The following is a 17558-nucleotide window of genomic DNA, read 5'->3' on the forward strand; positions in this document are numbered from 1 at the left end:
GATCGCGGCAGGCCCCCGTTCCAGCCCTGCCCGCGGCCTTCTGGCGCTCAGGCCAGCGGCGCGGGTGCCGGCGGCATTGCCGCCACCACCGGCGTGACCAGCGGCAGGCCCGCGCGCTTGAAGTCCTCCAGCATGGTGAAGAGCAGGTCGCTCTTCACCCCGCCGGCCACGCGCGGGCTGTTGACGTAGGCGATGGCCTGGAAAATCAGCATGCCGTTCTCGATGCCCTCCAGCGACACCGACGGTGCCGGCGTCGGCAGGATGGACGGATGCGCCGCACAGGCCGCCAGCATCAGCTCGCGCACATGGCGTGCATCGCTGGCCAGCGGCATCGGCAGGCGGATCAGCACGCGGCCCTCGGCATTGGCCAGCGTCATGTTGCGCACGGTCTTGGTGATGAACTCCGAGTTGGGCACGATCACCGTGGAGCGGTCGGCCAGCTGAATCTCGGTGGCGCGCACATTGATGCGCCGCACGTCGCCCTCGGTGGTGCCCAGCACCACCCAGTCGCCCACCTTCACCGGCCGCTCGGCCAGCAGGATCAGGCCGGAGATGAAGTTCTGCACGATGGCCTGCAGCCCGAAGCCGATGCCCACCGACAGCGCACTGGCGATCCATGCGATGCGGTTGATGCCGATGCCCAGCGCCGACAGCGCCATCGCCACCACCAGCACGCCGCCTGCATAGCCCAGCAGCGTGGTGAGCGAACTGCGCATGCCGGGCTCCAGCCCCGAGGCGGGGAAGTAGCGCGTGTCCAGCCAGACGCGCAGCACCCGCAGCGCCACGAAGCCCGCCACCAGCACTGCCAGTGCGCTGAACAGGGCCGCGGGCACGAACTGGAATTCGCCCACCTGCAGGCCGCTGCCGAACTGGCCAGAGCGCTGAACCACCTCTTCCGGGCCTGTTCCCAGCGGCGCCATCAGCGTGATGACGAGATAGAAGAAAAGCGCCAGCCGCAGCACGCCCGACAGCAGCACCGCGGCCTGGTCCAGCCGTGTGGGCTGCAGGCCGAAGCTGGCCGCCAGCCGTTGCCCGGTGGCGCTGCGCGCCGCGAGCAGCGCCATGCACAGGTCATCGACGAACTTGAAGAGCACGTAGAAGGCACAGCCCACGATGCCGGTCCAGATCAGCTGGCTGGCCACCAGGCTGGCCAGCGCCACGTAGCCGCTGACGAGCAGCGCCACGACGGCCAGCAGCACCACGCCGACGAGCCCGCGCAGCAGGCCCACCCACACGGGGCGGATCGTCTGGGGGGGCGCGGGGCCATCGCCGGCATCCGCACTGCCGCTGGCGTCGGTCCCGGACCCGACCTGCGCCTCGCCGCCACCGCCCGTGGCCGCCGGACGCAGCCGGAACATCAGCAGCGCCACCAGCAGGGTCAGGGCGGCGGCCGTGGCGGCCTGGGTCGCCTGCAGGGCCGCATAGCTGGCCTCCACCAGCGCATTCACCTGCGCCGGGATCCACACCAGCGCGCCGACGATGGCGACCAGCAGCGGAAAGGGCCGCAGCCGCAGCGCCATGGCGTCCGCGATGGGCGGCAGGCGCCAGGAACGCCGCGCATTGGCCAGCAGGGCGCGGCCCAGGCTGAGCACGAAGGTCATAAACAGCGCGACGCCGATCAGCTCCTTGACCAGCTCCCGCGCCGCCTCGCCCAGCAACTGCCGGTCTTCCAGCAGTCCGCGAAAGCCGTGCAGCGCCAGCGCCACGAGCAGCATGTTCACGAAGACCACGGCAATCACCAGCAGCGAGCGCCGCAGGCGTCCGCCGGGCAGGATGCGCTGCGCCAGCGCCACCAGGCCGCGCTCGGCCAGCATGTTGCCCAGCGTGATCAGCCCCAGCACCAGTAGCAGCGCGCTCAGCACGACGGCGCGGTTCGCGGGCGACAGGGCGGCGGAGGCGGCGGCGCGAAGTTCGTCCAGCAGAGGCTGCAGCCGGTCCCGGTCGTCGGGCCAGGCGTCGGCGATGCCACGCCAGAAGACCGGCGACAGCGGCGAGGCCGTGCGTTCGGTCAGGCGCGCCTCGAAATCCTGGCGGCGCTTGTTCAGCAGTTCGGTCGCGCGCTGCTGGGCATCGACCACCACCAGCCGCGCCAGGCGGATGTCGGCATCGACGCCATTGCGCTCGCGGGTGAGCGTGGCGCGCTGGCGCGTGATGTCGGGGTCTTCGGTGGTTCCGGCTGCCGGTGCCGGTCCGAGCTCGCCCAGGCGGGCATTCAGGTCGTTGAGCTGGCCCGTCCGCAGGTCGATCAGCTTCTGCGCCGCCGTGCCGATGGCATCGACCTGGCGCACCAGCAGGCGGGCCTCCTCGCTCGTCTCGGCCGATTTGGGCAGGGCCGTGAGCTGGGATCGCAGCGTGGCGATGTCGGCCGGTGCATCGGCCTGCGTGGCCGGGGTCGAGGCGCCGGAGGCGGGCTGGGCCCAGGCCGTGGGCAGGTGGGGCAGGCCCGTCCACAAGGCCAGCCAGAGGGCGAAGAGGCAGAGAAGACGCGGAGTCGGGCGCATCCGCTGGATCATAGGCAGCGCGGTCTGCCGGGCCTGTCGGCCGGCGCTGGCAGCGTGGGCATCGCATGCGATAGCCCCCGAGGCCCAAACCCTTCAAGCGCGCATGGGCGCCAGACGATCAGGCGATCAGGCCGCCGGCGAGAACAGGTCGACCCGGTCCGTGATGATGCCGTCGGTGCCCAGATCGACGAGCCGCTGCGCCGCCCATTCGTCGTTCACCGTGTAGCTCAGCTGCCGGAAGCCGGCAGCGCGGGCGTCGGCCACGGTCTGCGCGTCCCACAGCGCATGGTTGCAGACGATGGCCACGCAGCCGAGCTGGCGGGCGATGTCCAGCCAGTCGCCGCGCATGGTGTCGAGCAGCAGGGCCCGCGGCAGGGTGGGAGCCGCATCGCGTGCAGCCGCAAGCGCATCGGGGCGGAAGGAGCTGAGCAGTGGCGGCACGGCCGCATCCGTCCACAGCCGCGCGGCCTCGCGCGCGACGGCGGCACCGGTCTGGGCGTCGGTACCGGGCGTGGGCTTGATCTCGATGTTGAGCAGATGGCCGTTCGCCAGGCAGAAGCGCGCCAGCGCGGCCAGCGTGGGCAGCGGCTCGCCGGCGTAGCGCCGCGAATGCCAGCCGCCCGCGTCGAGCTGAGACAGCGCGGCCCACGGCTGGTCGCCGCCGATGCCGGGCATGCCGGTGGTGCGCGCAAGCGTGGCGTCGTGCATCAGGAAGACCACGCCGTCCTGGCTGAGTTTGGCGTCGCATTCGAACATGCGGTAGCCGTATTCCGCGCCGAGGCGGAAGGCGGCCAGCGTGTTCTCCGGCGCGAGCTTGCCGGCGCCGCGGTGGGCAATCCAGCGGGGATAGGGCCAGGGGGCCATTCAGGACTCCAGGCGCTTGCCCGATCCGGCGTCGAACCAGTGCAGCCGCTCTTCGCTGGCGCCCAGCCGCAGCGTGTCGCCGACCTTGGGCGCAGGCTTGTCGGCATCGGTGCGCATCACGATCTGCTCGTCGCCGATGCGGCCGTAGACCAGGCGTTCGGCCCCCAGCAGCTCGACCTGTTCGACGTTCACGGTCCAGCCCGAATCGTGCGGCGCGATGTGCTCGGGGCGGATGCCGAGGATCTTGCCGCTCGGCACGCCCGGCGCGTTCTTCAGCAGGTTCATGGGTGGCGAGCCGATGAAGCTGGCCACGAAGGTGGTGGCGGGGCGGTGGTAGACCTCCTCGGGCGTGGCGAACTGGTCCATCACGCCGCCGTTCATCACGATGATGCGCTGGGCCAGCGTCATGGCCTCGACCTGGTCGTGCGTGACGAAGAGCGAGGTGATGCCCAGCTCGCGGTGCAGCTTCTGGATCTCCAGCCGGGTCTGGGCGCGCAGCTTGGCGTCCAGGTTCGACAGCGGCTCGTCGAACAGGAAGACCTGCGGCTGGCGCACGATGGCGCGGCCCATGGCTACGCGCTGGCGCTGGCCGCCCGACAGCTCGCGCGGCTTGCGCTCCAGCAGATGGCCCAGTTCGAGGATCTTGGCCGCCTTGTCCACCCGGGTCTTGATCTCGTCCTTCGGCACGCCCTGGATGCGCAGTCCGTAGGCCATGTTGTCGAAGTTGGTCATGTGCGGGTAGAGCGCGTAGTTCTGGAACACCATCGCGATGTCCCGCTTGGCCGGCTCCACGTCGTTGACCACCCGCCCGCCGATGGCGATCTCGCCGGCGGAGATTTCCTCCAGCCCCGCCACCATGCGCAGCAGCGTGGACTTGCCGCAGCCCGAAGGCCCCACGATGACGACGAATTCGCCATCCCGGATATCGGCCGAGACGCCATGGATGACCTGATTGGCCTTGGCACCCTTGCCGTAGCGCTTGATGACGTTGCGAAGGGAAATACCGGACATAGGTGAGCTGGAAATAGGTTGCGACGTAAATGAGCGCGCGATTCAGGCGGGAGACACCGCGGAACCGGCTTTGCCGGGCCGTCGGTGTCGCCCCTTGAGGGGGATTCGGCTACACGAAGTGAGCAAGAAACGGGGTGGTCATTTTTCTGTGTCGACGAGGCCCTTGACGAACCACTTCTGCATCAGGACCACCACCACGGCCGGCGGCAGCAGCGCCAGGATCGCCGTGGCCATGATGATGTTCCAGTCGTTGGCCGCATCGCCGCTGGCGATCATCCGCTTGATGCCGATCACCACCGGATACATGTCCTCGGTGGTCGTCGCCAGCAGCGGCCAGAGGTACTGGTTCCAGCCGTAGATGAACTGGATGACGAACAGCGCCGCGATGGAGGTCTGCGACAGCGGCACCAGCACGTCCTTGAAGAAGCGCATGGGGCCCGCGCCGTCGATGCGCGCCGCCTCCACCAGCTCGTCGGGTACCGACAAAAAGAACTGCCGGAACAGGAAGGTGGCCGTGGCCGATGCGATCAGCGGCACCGTCAGGCCCGCATAGGTGTTGAGCATGTGGAGGTCCGACAGGACCTTGTAGGTGGGCAGGATGCGAACCTCCACCGGCAGCATCAGCGTCACGAAGATCATCCAGAAGACGAGCTTCTTGAACGGGAAGCGGAAGTACACGATGGCAAAGGCCGACAGCAGCGAGATGGCGATCTTGCCGATCGCGATCACCAGCGCCGTCACCAGGCTGACCCACATCATGCGTCCGACCGCCGCCTTGGAGCCCTGCGTCTCGGCGGTGCCGGTGAGGGCGGCGGTGTAGTTCTCCACCAGGTGCTTGCCGGGCGTGAGCGGCATGGGCACCTGCACGATCTCGTCGCGCGTGTGGGTCGAGGCCACGAAGGCCAGGTAGATCGGGAAGGCGATGACCAGGATGCCCAGCAGGAGCACCACGTGCGAAAGGACCGTCAGGCCGGGGCGTCGTTCAACCATGGGGTGACTCGATCAGTACTGGACTTTTTTCTCGACGTAGCGGAACTGCACCACCGTCAACGCGACCACGATCAGCATCAGCACCACCGACTGCGCGGCCGAGCCGCCGAGGTCCAGCGCGCGGAAGCCGTCGTGCCACACCTTGTAGACCAGGATGGCGGTGTCGCGCCCCGGGCCGCCCTCGGTGGTGGCATGCACCAGCGCGAAGGTGTCGAAGAAGGCATACACCACGTTGATCACCAGCAGGAAGAAGGTGGTGGGCGACAGCAGCGGGAACTGGATGGTCCAGAAGCGCCGCAGCGGCCCGGCGCCGTCGATGGAAGCCGCCTCGATCAGCGCCTTGGGGATCGACTGCAGCCCGGCCAGGAAGAACAGGAAGTTGTAGGAGATCTGCTTCCACACCGCCGCCACCACGATCAGCGTCAGCGCCTGGTTGGAATTGATCAGATGGTTCCAGTCGTAGCCCATCTTGCGCAGGCCGTAGGCCACCACGCCGATGGAGGGCGAGAACATGAACACCCACAGCACGCCCGCAATGGCCGGTGCCACGGCATAGGGAATGATCAGGAAGGTCTTGTACGCCAGCGCCCCGCGCAGGATGCGGTCGGCAAAGATGGCCAGCACCAGCGACAGCGCGATGCCGCAGCCGGCCACCAGCACCGAGAAGATGGCAGTGACCTTGAAGGACTCGATGTAGGCAGGGTCCTGGAAGAGGTGCTGGAAGTTCTCCAGCCCCACGAACACGGTCGACGTGCCGAAGGCGTCCTCGCTCTGCATCGACTGCAGCACGGCCTGGCTGGCGGGCCAGAAGAAGAAGACCAGGATCACCGCCATCTGCGGCGCGATGAGCACCCAGGGCAGCCAGGAGGATCGGAAGAGGACGCGTTTTTCCATGGGGCTCTGAAACGAAAACGCCCGGCTGGCGTCAGCGCGGGCGTGCGAGTCTACTGCGACGTCAGCTTGCCGGCAGCTTGAATGCCCACCTGGCAGGGTGGGCAGGCGAGGGCCGCTGGCGCGCCGCGAACCGCGCGGTGGGCATCAGCCCCGGTTCGCCTTCTGGAAGCGCTCCAGTTGCTCGTTGCCGCGTTGCACCGCGGCGTCCAGGGCTTCCTTGGCGCTCTTCTTGCCCGACCAGATCTGCTCGGTTTCCTCGTCGATGATGGTACGGATCTGCACGAAGTTGCCCAGGCGGATGCCGCGCGACTTGTCGGTGGTCTTGCGGATCATCTGCGTCACGGCCACGTCGGTGCCCGGCTTTTCCTTGTAGAAGCCCGACTTCTCGGTCAGCTCATAGGCGGCCAGGGTGATCGGCAGGTAGCCGGTGCGCTTGTGGCTGGCCGATTGCACGTCGGCGTTGGACAGGAACTTGAAGAAGTCCGCCACGCCCTTGTATTCAGCGGGCTTCTTGCCGGCCATGACCCACAGGCTGGCGCCGCCGATCACGGTGTTCTGCGGCGAACCTTCGACGTCGGGGTAGTAGGGCAGGGTGGACAGGCCGTAGGCGAACTTGGCGTCCTTGGCCACGCGGGCGTACAGGCCCGACGAGCCGGTCATCATGGCGCATTCACCCGCCGGGAAGGCGGCGTCCGGCACGTTGCCGCGGCCCTTGTAGACGAACAGGCCCTGCTTCGCCATGTTGGCCAGGTTCTCGAAGTGGCGCACGTGCAGCGGCGCGTTGAAGGCCAGGCGCGCATCGGTGCCGCCGAAGCCGTTGTTGCGCGTCGCAAAGAGGGTGTTGTGCCAGGTCGAGAAGCTCTCCAGCTGCGTCCAGCTGATCCAGCTGGTGGTGAAGGGGCACTTGTGGCCGCTGGCCTTGAGCTTGGCGGCGGCGGCGACCACCTCGGGCCAGGTCTTGGGCGCCTTCTCGGGGTCGAGGCCGGCCGCCTTGAAGGCGTCCTTGTTGTAGTAGAAGATCGTCGTCGAGCTGTTGAAGGGCAGGCTCAGCATCTGGCCGTTGGGGGCCGTGTAGTAGCCGGCCACGGCGGGGATGTAGGCCTTGGGGTCGAAGCTCACGCCGCTTTCCTTCATCACCTCGGCCACCGGCTTGATCGCGGCCTTGGAGGCCATCATCGTGGCGGTACCCACTTCGAAGACCTGCAGGATGTGCGGCGCATTGCCCGAGCGGAAGGCGGCAATGGCGGCCGTCATCGACTCGTCATAGGTGCCCTTGAAAGTGGGCACGACCTTGTAGTCCTTCTGACTTTCGTTGTACTGCTTGGCGAGGTCGTTGACCCACTCGCCCAGCGGGCCGCTCATGGCGTGCCACCACTGGATCTCGGTCTGTGCGTGCGCCGGGACGGCGGCCATGACGGCCACGGTGGCGGCTGCAGCAAGTTGCGTGAATCGCATGAAGACTCCTGGATGCGAATAACAAAGATGAAAAGACTATGGCTGTTCTGTGACAGCATGACGGCGGGTTGTCGCATGGCATGCGGTCCCGCCTCAAGCGGGGAAACCCTTTTTGCGGCCAGGGCGGGCCGGCCGCGCTGCGGCGGTGCAGCAGGCTTGAACCATACTCGACCGTTTTGACAAACGTGTTGATGCCGGGCATGACGAAGACCACCTCGCTGGACAAGGCCAAGATCAGATTCCTGTTGCTGGAAGGCATCCATCCTTCCGCGGTCGAACTGCTGCAGGCCTCCGGCTACACCCAGGTGGAGACGCTGCCGGGCGCCCTGGAAGGCGAGGAGCTCAAGGCCCGGCTGGCGGACGTGCACTTCCTCGGCATCCGCTCGCGCACGCAGCTCACGGCCGAGGTGTTCGCGGCGGCGCCCAAGCTGGTGGCCGTGGGCGCCTTCTGCATCGGCACCAACCAGATCGACCTGGACGCGGCGCGCGAGCATGGCGTGGCCGTGTTCAACGCACCGTACTCCAACACCCGCTCGGTGGCCGAGCTGGTGCTGGCGGAGGCCATCCTGCTGCTGCGCGGCGTGCCCGAGAAGAACGCGGCAGCCCATCGCGGCGGCTGGCTCAAGACCGCCGACAACGCCTTCGAGATCCGCGGCAAGACGCTGGGCATCGTGGGCTACGGCTCCATCGGCGCGCAGCTGTCGGTGCTGGCCGAGGCGCTGGGCATGCATGTGGTCTTCCACGACGTGGTGGCCAAGCTGCCGCTGGGCAATGCGCGCCAGGCCCGCAGCCTGGAAGAGTTGCTCGCCCAGTCCGACATCGTAAGCCTGCATGTGCCCGAGCTGCCTTCCACGCAGTGGATGATCGGCGAGGCCGAGCTCGCGGCCATGAAGCCGGGTGCCATCCTCATCAATGCCTCGCGCGGCACGGTGGTGGTCATCGAGGCGCTGGCCGCCGCGCTGCGCGAGCGCCGGCTGCTGGGTGCCGCCATCGACGTCTTTCCCAAGGAGCCCAAGAGCAACAAGGACGAGTTCCAGTCGCCGCTGCGCGGGCTGGACAACGTCATCCTCACGCCGCACATCGGCGGCTCGACCATGGAGGCCCAGGCCAACATCGGCGTCGAGGTGGCGGAGAAGCTGGTGCGCTACAGTGACAACGGCACCACCACGCGCTCGGTCAACTTCCCCGAAGTGGCGCTGCCGGCGCATCCGGGCAAGCACCGCCTTCTGCACATCCACCGCAACGTGCCGGGCGTGCTGTCGGCGGTGAACCAGGTCTTTGCCGACCACCACATCAACATCGCCGCGCAGTACCTGCAGACCAACGACAAGGTCGGCTACGTGGTGACCGACGTGGATGCTGCCTCGTCCGACGTGGCGCACGAGGCGCTGGCCAAGGTGCCCGGGACGATCAAGAGCCGGGTGCTGTTCTAGTCACGGCTTCGCGGCCGGCCCTGGCGTAGGCCCCCGGGCCTCTCGGGACCCGCATGCCGCGCTGCCAAAGCCGCGGCTGATGCCCAGCCTGTCTGCCACGGGTGGCCGTACGATGGCGCCCCTTGTCATTGCCGGGAGCGTCCATGCCGCTTCGAGTCGTTCAGTTGGGATCGCCGCGTGCCGCCGACGAAGGCACGCGCATCGGAACCGTCCGCCGCCCGCCTCGCGGTGTACCCAAGGCAGCCTTTGCGTCCGGCAACTGGTACGACGTCTGGTTCCCGGTCCTGGCGCCCTCCGCCGACACCATGAAGCAGGGGCGCGAGGCCGAGACGCCGCAGCAATGGTCCGCCTTCGTCCGCAAGTTCAAGGCGGAGCTGAACACGCCGGAGGCCCAGCAGTCGCTCGACCTGCTGGCCGTCCTGTCGCGCGACGCCAACCTGTCCGTGGGCTGCTATTGCGAGCACGAGAGCCGCTGCCATCGCTCGGTCCTGCGCGAACTGCTCGCCGCCCGCGGTGCGGTGTTCGCGAACGACGACAGGGCCTGAAAATGCGTTGCCCGCGACCGTCGTTTCCTTCTCCAGTCTCATGCCACGCATCGATCACGTCGCCCTTTGGGTAAACGACCTGGACGCCATGTGCGCCTTCTATTCGGAGGCCTTCGGCGGACAGCCTGGGCCGCTGTACCAGAACCTCACGAAGGGATTCGCGTCCCGCTTCGTGGTCTTCGAAGACGGCGCGCGCATCGAGTTCATGACCACGACCACCCTCGCGCCCATCGCATCCGCACCTGGCAGCCAGCGCATGGGGCTCACCCATCTGGCGATGGCAGTGGGCAGCGAGGCCCGGGTCGACGCGCTGACTCGGGAGCTACAGCGGCGTGGCTCGCCGTTGCTCGATGGCCCGCGGCGTACGGGAGACGGCTACTACGAAAGCGTCGTGCTCGATCCGGAAGGCAATCGGATCGAGATCACCGTCTAGCTGCGCGGCCGGCGCTGCCGACCTTCAGTGGCCCCGCGAGGGCGCCGGGGTCGAGCGGCGACCGCAATGCCCCCTGGTTCAACCGCACGACGCGCCTGTCATGGCTTCCCTCTCCAACGAACGTCCCGACGGTGCGTGATGCGCCGCGTGGAGCACACGGAATTGAGCGCGCGGTGCAAACCCGGTTATGGTGATCGCATGTCGCACGGCAGTTCTTGGTCCCCCACGGAAAAGAAGGTCGCGCGCAGCGTCTTCGACGCGGCGCTGCAATCCGAACTCGCCGAGCTGATCGCGCAGGTCCGGGAAACTGCGGCGACCCTGTCCACGGCCGATGAGTTGTGGGACTTGCAGGAACTGCTCCATCGTCGGCGGCGGGAGATCAGCGACAAGTACGACTACCGCTATCCCTGGCTGGAGTTGTTGTTCGTGTGGCTGCTCAGGGAGCGGCGCATCGCGCTTGCGCAGTTGCAGGGGCTGGAGCCGGAGCGCCTGGCGCGCATTGAGTCCGCGCTTGCGGAGGCCCTGTGCGACGAGGAGCGCGGCGCAGGCGCCGGTCAGGATGACCCGGCTCCCTGATAGCGCCGGGCTCGCCGACTAAAATCCGCCCCCCGGTTCAAGGGCGCGAGGCGCCCTGCCGTGGCGCCTTCCCCCGATGAATGCCCCGACCGCGCTCAATGCGCTGCTGTCGCAGGCCGCCGAGCCGGCGCGTCTGCGCGAGATTCCCTACAACTACACCAGCTTCTCCGATCGCGAGATCGTGATCCGCCTGCTCGGCAGCCGGGCCTGGGAGCTGCTGCAGAGCCTGCGCGACGAGCGCCGCACGGGCCGCTCCGCCCGCATGCTGTACGAAGTGCTGGGCGACATCTGGGTGGTGCAGCGCAATCCCTACCTGGTGGACGACCTGTTGGACAACCCGCGCCGCCGCGGCCAGCTGGTCGAGGCCTTGCGCCACCGCCTGGCCGAGGTGCAGCGCCGCCGCACGCCGCAGGACGACGCCCAGCGCGACACGCTGGTGGGCGAGCTGCTGGTGCTGGTGCAGCAGGCCATCGACGGCTTCTCTGCCCATTTCGACGAACTCGCGGCCCTGCGCCAGAAGGCCCAGCGCGTGCTGCGCCGCTGCACGGCGCGCGACAACATCAAGTTCGACGGCCTCTCGCGCGTGGCCCACGTGACCGACGCCACCGACTGGCGGGTCGAATACCCCTTCGTCGTGCTGGTGCCCGACACCGAGGCCGAGATGGCCGCCCTGGTGGCCGCCTGCATCGAGCTGGGTCTGACCATCATCCCGCGCGGCGGCGGCACCGGCTACACCGGCGGCGCCATTCCGCTGACCTGGAAGAGCGTGGTGATCAACACCGAGAAGCTCGAAGCCATGACCGAGGTCGAGATGGTGAACCTGCCGGGCCTGGACGGCCCGGTGCCCACCATCTGGACCGAGGCCGGCGTGGTCACGCAGCGCGTGGCCGATGCGGCCGAGCGGGCGGGCTTCGTGTTCGCGGTCGACCCGACGTCGGCCGAGGCGTCGTGCGTGGGCGGCAACGTGGCCATGAACGCCGGCGGCAAGAAGGCCGTGCTGTGGGGCACGGCGCTGGACAACCTGGCCTCCTGGCGCATGGTCACGCCGCGGGCCGAGTGGCTGGAAGTCACGCGCCTGGGCCACAACCTGGGCAAGATCCACGACGTCGACAGCGCCGTCTTCGAGCTGCAGTACTTCGCCGCCGACGGCAAGACCCCGCTGCGCAGCGAGCGGCTGGAGATCCCCGGCCGCACCTTCCGCAAGGAAGGCCTGGGCAAGGACGTCACCGACAAGTTCCTGGCCGGCCTGCCCGGCATCCAGAAGGAAGGCTGCGACGGCCTGATCACCAGCTGCCGCTGGGTGGTGCACCGCATGCCGGCGCACACCCGCACCGTCTGCCTGGAGTTCTTCGGCAACGCCAAGGATGCGGTGCCCTCGATCGTAGAGATCAAGGACTTCATGTTCGCGGAGCAGAAGCGCAGTGGCGTGCTGCTGGCGGGCCTGGAGCACCTGGACGACCGTTACCTCAAGGCCGTGGGCTACGCCACCAAGAGCAAGAAGCACGGCGGCGGCCTGCCCAAGATGGTGCTGTTCGGCGACATCAGCGGCGACGATGCCGACGCCGTCGCCCGCGTCACCAGCGAGGTGGTGCGCATCGCCAATTCGCGCTCGGGCGAAGGCTTCATCGCCATCAGCCCCGAGGCGCGCAAGAAGTTCTGGCTGGACCGCAAGCGCACCGCCGCCATCAGCCGCCACACCAACGCCTTCAAGATCAACGAGGACGTGGTGATCCCGTTGCCGCGGATGGCCGAGTACACCGACGGCATCGAGCGCATCAACATCGAGCTGTCGCTGCGCAACAAGATCCGGCTCACCCACGAGCTGGAAGCCTTCCTCTCGCGCGGCAACCTGCCGCTGGGCAAGAGCGACGACGCGCACGAGATTCCTGCCGCCGAGCTGCTGGAAGGCCGCGTGCAGCAGGCCGTGGCGCTGGTGCGGGAGGTGCGCGGCCGCTGGCAGAGCTGGCTGGGTGATGCCGACGCGCTGTTCCCGCAGCTGCAGGACCATTCGCTGCGCGCCAGCTGGAAGACCGAGATCCGCGCCCCGCTGGCCAAGATCTTCGGCGGCAGCGAGTTCGCGCCGATCCTGGCCGAGTGCGAGGCCATCCACAAGCGCGTGCTCAAGGGCCGCGTATGGGTGGCGCTGCACATGCATGCCGGCGACGGCAACGTGCACACCAACATCCCCGTCAACAGCGACGACTACGAGATGCTGCAGACGGCGCACGAGGCCGTGGAGCGCATCATGAAGCTTGCGCGCAGCCTGGATGGCGTGATCTCGGGCGAGCACGGCATCGGCATCACCAAGCTGGAGTTCCTGTCGGACGAAGAGTTGGCGCCCTTCGCGCGGTACAAGCAGCAGGTCGACCCGGAAGGCCGCTTCAACAAGGGCAAGCTGCTGCGCGGCGATGCGGCGCCGGCCGATGCCCGCCATGCCGACCTCACCAACGCCTACACCCCCAGCTTCGGGTTGATGGGGCACGAGTCGATCATCATGCAGCAGTCCGACATCGGCGCCATCGCCGACTCGGTCAAGGACTGCCTGCGCTGCGGCAAGTGCAAGCCGGTGTGCGCCACCCACGTGCCGCGCGCCAACCTGCTCTACAGCCCGCGCAACAAGATCCTCGCCACCTCGCTGCTGGTGGAGGCCTTCCTGTATGAGGAGCAGACGCGCCGCGGCGTGTCGATCCAGCACTGGCAGGAGTTCGAGGACGTGGCCGACCACTGCACGGTCTGCCACAAGTGCCTCACACCCTGCCCGGTGAAGATCGACTTCGGCGACGTGTCGATGAACATGCGCAACCTGCTGCGCAAGATGGGCCAGAAGAGCTTCCGCCCGGGTAACGCGGCTGCCATGTTCTTCCTGAACGCGACCAATCCGTCGACCATCAAGGCCATGCGCACCGGCATGGTCGAAGTGGGCTTCAAGGCCCAGCGCCTGGCCAACGACCTGCTGCGGCCCGCTGCGAAGAAGCAGACCGCGCACCCGCCGGCCAGCCTGGGCACGGCGCCGATCAAGGAGCAGGTCATCCACTTCGTCAACAAGAAGATGCCCGGCGGCCTGCCCAAGAAGACGGCGCGCGCGCTGCTGGACATCGAGGACGCCGACTACGTCCCGATCATCCGCAACCCCAAGGCCACGACGCCCGAGACCGAGGCGGTCTTCTACTTCCCGGGCTGCGGCTCGGAGCGGCTGTTCTCGCAGGTGGGCCTGGCGACGCAGGCCATGCTGTGGCATGCGGGCGTGCAGACGGTGCTGCCGCCGGGCTACCTGTGCTGCGGCTATCCGCAGCGCGGCTCGGGCCAGTTCGACAAGGCCGAGCAGATGATCACCGACAACCGGGTGCTGTTCCACCGCGTCGCCAACACGCTCAACTACCTGGACATCAAGACCGTGGTGGTCAGCTGCGGCACCTGCTACGACCAGCTGCAGGGCTACCAGTTCGACAAGATCTTCCCCGGCTGCCGGATCATCGACATCCACGAATACCTGCTGGAGAAGGGCATCAAGCTCGAGGCCAACGCCGCCGCCTACCTCTACCACGACCCCTGCCACACGCCCATGAAGCTGCAGGACCCGATGAAGACCGTGAAGTCGCTGGTGGGCGATCAGGTGCTCAAGAGCGACCGCTGCTGCGGCGAATCCGGCACGCTGGGCGTGACGCGGCCCGACATCTCCACGCAGATCCGCTTCCGCAAGGAAGAAGAGCTGAAAAAGGGCGAGGCCGCGCTGCGCGCCACCCATGCGCTGCCGGCGCAGGGCGACGTGAAGATCCTCACCAGCTGCCCCAGCTGCCTGCAGGGCCTGTCGCGCTACGGCAATGACCTGAACAACGGCCTGCTCGAAGCCGACTACATCGTGGTCGAGATGGCGCGCCGCATCCTGGGCGAGAACTGGATGCCCGAGTACGTGTCGGCCGCCAACGCGGGCGGGATCGAGCGGGTGCTGGTGTGAGCGTGGTCGCAGGCTGCCCGCTGTGCGACGAGCCGGGCGGCCGCGTGGTCGCCCAGGGCGCGCAGTGGCGCGTGATCCATGCACAGGAGGCGGGCTTTCCGGCGTTCTACCGTGTGGTGTGGACGGCGCACGTGGCCGAGTTCTCCGACCTGCCGGACGACGAGCGTGCCGAGTGCATGCGCGTGGTGGTGGCGGTGGAGCGTGCGCTGCGCGATGCGCTGGCGCCCGCCAAGATGAACGTGGCCACGCTCGGCAACATGGTCCCGCACCTGCACTGGCACGTGATCGCCCGCTTCGACTGGGACAGCCACTTCCCCTCGCCCGTCTGGGCGGAGGCGCGCCGGGCGCGCGACATGGTGCGCGAGCAGGGCGTACAGGCCCGTCTGCCTGCGGCGGAGTCGGCCATGGTGGCCGCGCTCGCCCTCCGTTGATCATGAGCAAGGAATTCCCCGCATGGCAGGTCTGACGCCCGGCGCACCGACGCCCGAATCCATCACCCTGCATGCGCAGTCGCGCGTGCTGGAAGTGGGCTTTTCCGATGGCGCGGTGTTCCGCATCCCCTACGAACTGCTGCGCATCAACTCGCCCTCGGCCGAGGTGAAGGGCCACGGGCCGGGCCAGGAGATCCTGCAGACCGGCAAACGCGAGGTCGAGATCGTCGACCTGCAACTGGTGGGCCACTATGCCGTGCAGCCGCTCTTCAGCGACGGGCACGAGAGCGGCATCTACTCGTGGGACCTGCTGTACGACCTGGGCGCGCGCCAGGCCGAGCACTGGGCCGAGTACGAGCGTCGCATCGTCGAGGCCGGTGCCGATCGCGATGCGCCCATGCCCAAGTCGGGCCCCTCCACCTGCAGTCCTTCCTGAGCGCGGGGCGCTTCGCGCTTTGCGCGAATGTCCGCCGCATGTCAAGGGTCGTCGGCCGGAAGGCCGGGCGATCCGCCTAACATCGGACCCATGAGTTCCACCCACTTCGGTTTCGAGACCGTCGACGAAAGCGACAAGGCGCGCCGCGTGCGCGGCGTGTTCGATTCCGTGGCCCCGCGCTACGACCTGATGAACGACCTCATGTCCATGGGCCTGCACCGGGCATGGAAGGCGTACACCGTGATGGTCGCGAATGTGCGCGAAGGCTCCAAGGTGCTGGACATCGCGGGTGGTACGGGCGACCTTGCGCTGGCCTTCGCGAAGAAGGTCGGCCGCAGCGGTCAGGTGGTGCATACCGACATCAACGAGGCCATGCTGCGCACCGGCCGTGAGCGCCTGCTGGATGCCGGCGTGGTGCTGCCCACCACGGTCTGCGATGCCGAGAAGCTGCCCTTTCCGGACAACCATTTCGACGTCGTCACCGTGGCCTTCGGCCTGCGCAACATGACGCACAAGGACGCGGCGCTCAAGGAGATGAACCGCGTCCTGCGTCCGCGCGGCAAGCTGCTGGTGCTGGAGTTCTCGCAGGTGGCCCAGCCGCTGCGCAAGGCCTATGACTGGTATTCCTTCAACGTGCTGCCGCGCCTGGGCAAGGCCGTGGCGGGCGACGACGCCAGCTACCGCTACCTGGCCGAATCCATCCGGATGCATCCGGACCAGGAGTCGCTCAAGACCCTCATGAAAGAGGGCGGTTTCGGACATGTGGACTATCACAACATGACGGGGGGCGTGGTCGCCCTGCATGTTGGAATCAAGTGCTGAGGGGCTGACCGGCCCGGCCGCATTGCATGCGGCCGTCAGGTGCAAGGGGAGTGGCGTGCTCGCTATTCACACAACAAGAGAACTACGAGTAGATCTGAAACTGATGTTTCGTATCCGGAAGGAGACTGGACGATGAAGCGAAATCTGTGGGCCGTGCTGCTGGTGTGTGCGTCGATGGCCGTCGTGAGCCTGGACGCCGACGCCAAGCGGCTCGGTGGGGGCAAGTCGATGGGGCGGCAGTCCAACAACGTGACGCAGCGTGAGGCCGCGCCGACGGCCGCACCGGGCGCCCCGACCCAGAACGCGACCAACGCGGCGCCCGCCGCCAGGCCGGGGACGCCGGCCGGCGCGGCGCAGGCAGCGCCCAAGCGGCCCTGGGCCGGCATCCTGGGTGGCATTGCAGCCGGCCTGGGCCTGGCCTGGTTGGCCAATTCGCTGGGCCTGGGCGCCGCCTTCGGCAACTTCCTGCTGATCGCGCTGCTGGTCCTTGCTGCCGTGGTGATCTGGCGCGTGCTGAGCAACCGCTCGCGCGGCGCCGCTGGCCAACTGGCCATGCAGGGCGCTGGCGCAGCCGGTTCGCCGAACATGCCGCGCAGCTACAGCCCGAACAACGTCGGCAATGACGCGTCGGCCCGTCCGTGGGAGCGTCAGCAGGCGGCTTTCGACGGCGCTGCCGCGGGTGGCAACGCAGGGTCGGCTTCGACCCTGGCCGGCGCGACCGGTGTGAGCATCGGCTCGGCCCTCCAAGGGGCCCAGGGGTGGGGTGTGCCGGAAGGCTTCGACGTCGACGGGTTCCTGGCTGCGGCCAAGCGCAACTTCGTGACGCTGCAGCATGCCTGGGACCGTGCCGACATCCCCGCGCTGCGTTCCATGATGACCGACAGCATGGTCGAAGAGATCCGCACCCAGCTTGAGGAGCGCGAGCGCAGCTCCGGTGGCCGTCCCAACAAGACGGAAGTGGTGATGCTCGACGCCAAGCTGCTGGGCATCGAGGAGATGCCCGACGTGTACCTCGCCAGCGTGGAGTTCTCGGGCATGATCCGCGAGGACGACTCGGCCGGCCCCAGCCCCTTCCGCGAGGTCTGGAACATGAGCAAGCCCGCCCACGGCGGCGGCTGGCTTGTGGCCGGTGTGCAGGCGCTCCAATAAGGCGCATTGGCCCGTCGGACGGGCCCGGGTTTCTGCATCGGCAGGGGCCCGCCACCAGATAAT

Annotated in this window: 15 protein-coding genes; 9 read left to right on the forward strand and 6 right to left on the reverse strand. The window is 68.0% G+C overall.

The window, feature by feature from the left end; all coding sequences use genetic code 11:
- Positions 1 to 47 precede the first annotated feature (47 nt).
- The 6 genes from ACT54X_RS10800 to ugpB form a co-directional block, all read right to left on the reverse strand.
- Positions 48 to 2501 (reverse strand): DUF3772 domain-containing protein, encoded by a 2454-nt coding sequence (locus ACT54X_RS10800; RefSeq protein WP_476346440.1) that lies wholly within the window; start codon positions 2499 to 2501, stop codon positions 48 to 50.
- A 126-nt stretch (positions 2502 to 2627) separates the two neighbouring features.
- Positions 2628 to 3365 (reverse strand): glycerophosphodiester phosphodiesterase, encoded by a 738-nt coding sequence (gene ugpQ / locus ACT54X_RS10805; protein WP_476346441.1) that lies wholly within the window; start codon positions 3363 to 3365, stop codon positions 2628 to 2630.
- Entirely contained in the window at positions 3366 to 4376 is a 1011-nt protein-coding gene (locus ACT54X_RS10810) for a sn-glycerol-3-phosphate import ATP-binding protein UgpC (protein ID WP_294376936.1), read from the reverse strand.
- 138 nt (positions 4377 to 4514) lie between these two features.
- The gene (gene ugpE / locus ACT54X_RS10815) at positions 4515 to 5366 is read right to left on the reverse strand and encodes a sn-glycerol-3-phosphate ABC transporter permease UgpE (protein ID WP_476346443.1); all 852 of its coding nucleotides are present in this window, start codon (positions 5364 to 5366) and stop codon (positions 4515 to 4517) included.
- 12 nt (positions 5367 to 5378) lie between these two features.
- Positions 5379 to 6260 carry a sn-glycerol-3-phosphate ABC transporter permease UgpA gene (gene ugpA, locus ACT54X_RS10820; protein WP_294376932.1) on the reverse strand — a complete coding sequence of 294 codons (882 nt, stop codon included), beginning with the start codon at positions 6258 to 6260 and terminating at the stop codon, positions 5379 to 5381.
- Between the two features lie 144 nt (positions 6261 to 6404).
- On the reverse strand, positions 6405 to 7715 hold the full coding sequence (gene ugpB, locus ACT54X_RS10825; RefSeq protein WP_476346446.1) for a sn-glycerol-3-phosphate ABC transporter substrate-binding protein UgpB: 1311 nt from the start codon (positions 7713 to 7715) through the stop codon (positions 6405 to 6407).
- A 200-nt stretch (positions 7716 to 7915) separates the two neighbouring features.
- Between ugpB and serA the strand changes: the two genes are divergently transcribed.
- The 9 genes from serA (at position 7916) to ACT54X_RS10870 (ending at position 17495) form a co-directional block, all read left to right on the forward strand.
- Positions 7916 to 9148: a phosphoglycerate dehydrogenase gene (gene serA, locus ACT54X_RS10830; protein ID WP_476346447.1), complete on the forward strand. Its 1233-nt coding sequence runs from the start codon at positions 7916 to 7918 to the stop codon at positions 9146 to 9148.
- Positions 9149 to 9291: 143 nt separating this feature from the next.
- Complete coding sequence (locus ACT54X_RS10835; protein ID WP_476346449.1) at positions 9292 to 9693, forward strand: DUF488 domain-containing protein; 402 nt, start codon at positions 9292 to 9294, stop codon at positions 9691 to 9693.
- Between the two features lie 40 nt (positions 9694 to 9733).
- Entirely contained in the window at positions 9734 to 10126 is a 393-nt protein-coding gene (locus ACT54X_RS10840; RefSeq protein ID WP_476346451.1) for a VOC family protein, read from the forward strand.
- A 198-nt stretch (positions 10127 to 10324) separates the two neighbouring features.
- On the forward strand, positions 10325 to 10702 hold the full coding sequence (locus ACT54X_RS10845; protein ID WP_476346453.1) for a hypothetical protein: 378 nt from the start codon (positions 10325 to 10327) through the stop codon (positions 10700 to 10702).
- Between the two features lie 76 nt (positions 10703 to 10778).
- Positions 10779 to 14657 (forward strand): DUF3683 domain-containing protein, encoded by a 3879-nt coding sequence (locus ACT54X_RS10850; RefSeq protein WP_476346455.1) that lies wholly within the window; start codon positions 10779 to 10781, stop codon positions 14655 to 14657.
- Positions 14654 to 15088 (forward strand): HIT family protein, encoded by a 435-nt coding sequence (locus ACT54X_RS10855; protein WP_476346457.1) that lies wholly within the window; start codon positions 14654 to 14656, stop codon positions 15086 to 15088. Before ACT54X_RS10850 ends, ACT54X_RS10855 begins: the two co-directional genes overlap by 4 nt.
- Before the next feature lie 22 nt (positions 15089 to 15110).
- Positions 15111 to 15524 carry a gamma-butyrobetaine hydroxylase family protein gene (locus ACT54X_RS10860; RefSeq protein ID WP_114802832.1) on the forward strand — a complete coding sequence of 138 codons (414 nt, stop codon included), beginning with the start codon at positions 15111 to 15113 and terminating at the stop codon, positions 15522 to 15524.
- A gap of 90 nt (positions 15525 to 15614) precedes the next feature.
- Complete coding sequence (ubiE, locus tag ACT54X_RS10865; RefSeq protein WP_017761574.1) at positions 15615 to 16346, forward strand: bifunctional demethylmenaquinone methyltransferase/2-methoxy-6-polyprenyl-1,4-benzoquinol methylase UbiE; 732 nt, start codon at positions 15615 to 15617, stop codon at positions 16344 to 16346.
- A 132-nt stretch (positions 16347 to 16478) separates the two neighbouring features.
- Complete coding sequence (locus ACT54X_RS10870) at positions 16479 to 17495, forward strand: Tim44 domain-containing protein (RefSeq protein WP_476346460.1); 1017 nt, start codon at positions 16479 to 16481, stop codon at positions 17493 to 17495.
- Positions 17496 to 17558 lie beyond the last annotated feature (63 nt).

Source organism: Pseudacidovorax sp. DMC4 (assembly GCF_056314265.1).

Bases quoted from the DNA above. Each gene is read 5' to 3' on its own strand.
- ACT54X_RS10800 (WP_476346440.1), bottom strand. From the start codon at position 2,501: ATGCGCCCGACTCCGCGTCTTCTCTGCCTCTTCGCCCTCTGGCTGGCC.
- ugpQ (WP_476346441.1), bottom strand. From the start codon at position 3,365: ATGGCCCCCTGGCCCTATCCCCGCTGGATTGCCCACCGCGGCGCCGGC.
- ACT54X_RS10810 (WP_294376936.1), bottom strand. From the start codon at position 4,376: ATGTCCGGTATTTCCCTTCGCAACGTCATCAAGCGCTACGGCAAGGGT.
- ugpE (WP_476346443.1), bottom strand. From the start codon at position 5,366: ATGGTTGAACGACGCCCCGGCCTGACGGTCCTTTCGCACGTGGTGCTC.
- ugpA (WP_294376932.1), bottom strand. From the start codon at position 6,260: ATGGAAAAACGCGTCCTCTTCCGATCCTCCTGGCTGCCCTGGGTGCTC.
- ugpB (WP_476346446.1), bottom strand. From the start codon at position 7,715: ATGCGATTCACGCAACTTGCTGCAGCCGCCACCGTGGCCGTCATGGCC.
- serA (WP_476346447.1), top strand. From the start codon at position 7,916: ATGACGAAGACCACCTCGCTGGACAAGGCCAAGATCAGATTCCTGTTG.
- ACT54X_RS10835 (WP_476346449.1), top strand. From the start codon at position 9,292: ATGCCGCTTCGAGTCGTTCAGTTGGGATCGCCGCGTGCCGCCGACGAA.
- ACT54X_RS10840 (WP_476346451.1), top strand. From the start codon at position 9,734: ATGCCACGCATCGATCACGTCGCCCTTTGGGTAAACGACCTGGACGCC.
- ACT54X_RS10845 (WP_476346453.1), top strand. From the start codon at position 10,325: ATGTCGCACGGCAGTTCTTGGTCCCCCACGGAAAAGAAGGTCGCGCGC.
- ACT54X_RS10850 (WP_476346455.1), top strand. From the start codon at position 10,779: ATGAATGCCCCGACCGCGCTCAATGCGCTGCTGTCGCAGGCCGCCGAG.
- ACT54X_RS10860 (WP_114802832.1), top strand. From the start codon at position 15,111: ATGGCAGGTCTGACGCCCGGCGCACCGACGCCCGAATCCATCACCCTG.
- ubiE (WP_017761574.1), top strand. From the start codon at position 15,615: ATGAGTTCCACCCACTTCGGTTTCGAGACCGTCGACGAAAGCGACAAG.
- ACT54X_RS10870 (WP_476346460.1), top strand. From the start codon at position 16,479: ATGAAGCGAAATCTGTGGGCCGTGCTGCTGGTGTGTGCGTCGATGGCC.